This is a genomic window from Corallococcus sp. CA054B, from assembly GCF_003611625.1.
Classification (GTDB): domain Bacteria; phylum Myxococcota; class Myxococcia; order Myxococcales; family Myxococcaceae; genus Corallococcus; species Corallococcus coralloides.
On record NZ_RAVY01000404.1, the window covers coordinates 1 to 1118 of the forward strand.

The 1118-nt window shown below is 65.6% G+C and carries 2 protein-coding genes; both read right to left on the bottom strand.

Going from position 1 to position 1118, the window contains the following annotated elements; all coding sequences use genetic code 11:
- Nucleotides 1–10 precede the first annotated feature (10 nt).
- Nucleotides 11–607, bottom strand: coding sequence for a transposase (locus D7V80_RS41020; RefSeq protein ID WP_120593150.1), 597 nt, complete (start codon nucleotides 605–607; stop codon nucleotides 11–13).
- Nucleotides 505–1056 (bottom strand): winged helix-turn-helix domain-containing protein, encoded by a 552-nt coding sequence (locus tag D7V80_RS41025; RefSeq protein ID WP_120593151.1) that lies wholly within the window; start codon nucleotides 1054–1056, stop codon nucleotides 505–507. The genes D7V80_RS41020 and D7V80_RS41025 overlap by 103 nt, the downstream gene beginning before the upstream one ends.
- Between the last annotated feature and the right edge of the window lie 62 nt (nucleotides 1057–1118).

Here is a 1118-nt window from a genome sequence, read left to right on the forward strand (position 1 = left end):
CTAAACCCCTTCAGGGAAGTCCGGTAAGGCGCAGGCCCGCGTCATCGAAGAAGGCGGCGAGGACATCGTGACGGTAGCCCAGGCGCACAAATGAAGCGCGTGCCTGGGCGAGCAGCTCGGCGACAGAGTCAGGCGTGGCGTTACGCAACTCAGCCTTTACCACGCTGTTGCAGCCTTCCTCGGGGTTGAGGTCTGGCGCATAGCCTGGCAGTCGTTCGAGACGGAAGTCCTCGGGGTGGCGGGCGACGAAAGCGAGCGTCTCGGCGCTGTGATGCTGATTGAGGCCATCCCACACAATGGTGAGTGGACGGCCCACCATCCTGCGGAAATAGCGCAGGGCTGCGATGATGTCCTCACTGGTGAAGCTTCCCTCCCGGTGACGTGAGTACAAGCGTGCCGGGCTACGCCCGTATGGGGCAACGAGGGCGACGATGCTGGAGACTTCGCGCCGCTTGTCACGACGGCGTAAGGTGGGCGGATGCCCAACGGGTGCCCACGTAGAGGCTACGCGGGCCCGAAACGAACTACCCGTCTCGTCCACGAAGGCAATGGCCCGCCCGCTTCTTCGAGCCCCCTTTTGATGCGTGGCCAATCGCGCTTCAGCCATGCCTCCACCAGCACCTCGTCACGCTCCTTGGCCTGTGTGCGGGGCTGCTGCGGACTCAATCCCAGCCGGTGGAGGCACTCAGCCAGGTAGTTGGGGTGGTAGCGCACTCCAAACGTGCGATGAATGAGGCGAGCCACCCGCGTGAGCGTCCAGCGCTCAGTAGGAAAACCGCAGGTGCGTGCCCCTGCCCTCACCAGCCCCGCCACCTGCTCCCATTCCTTCGAACTCAACTTTGACGGTCGGCCCGTGCGCGGCCTCGCCTTCAGCCCGTGCGCACTGCCATCCGCTTCATGCAGACGCCGCGCCCAACGACTGACAGAGGCCTCGCTGACGCCCATGCGGCGTGCCACCTCCGCCTGCGACAGGTGCCCCTGTCGCAGGAGTCGTCCGGCCGCAAGCCGCCGCTCCTCCAGTTGCTGGGCCGTCCAATGCCTCGGCTGCCACGCCATGGAAGCGCCCCCTCCATGGAGCAACCGCCGGTCCCTTACCCAACTTCCCTGAAGGGGGTTAG

What these genes read in the sequence shown, in the direction of transcription:
- D7V80_RS41020 (WP_120593150.1), bottom strand. Translation starts at nt 607, where the DNA reads ATGGCTGAAGCGCGATTGGCCACGCATCAAAAGGGGGCTCGAAGAAGC.
- D7V80_RS41025 (WP_120593151.1), bottom strand. Translation starts at nt 1,056, where the DNA reads ATGGCGTGGCAGCCGAGGCATTGGACGGCCCAGCAACTGGAGGAGCGG.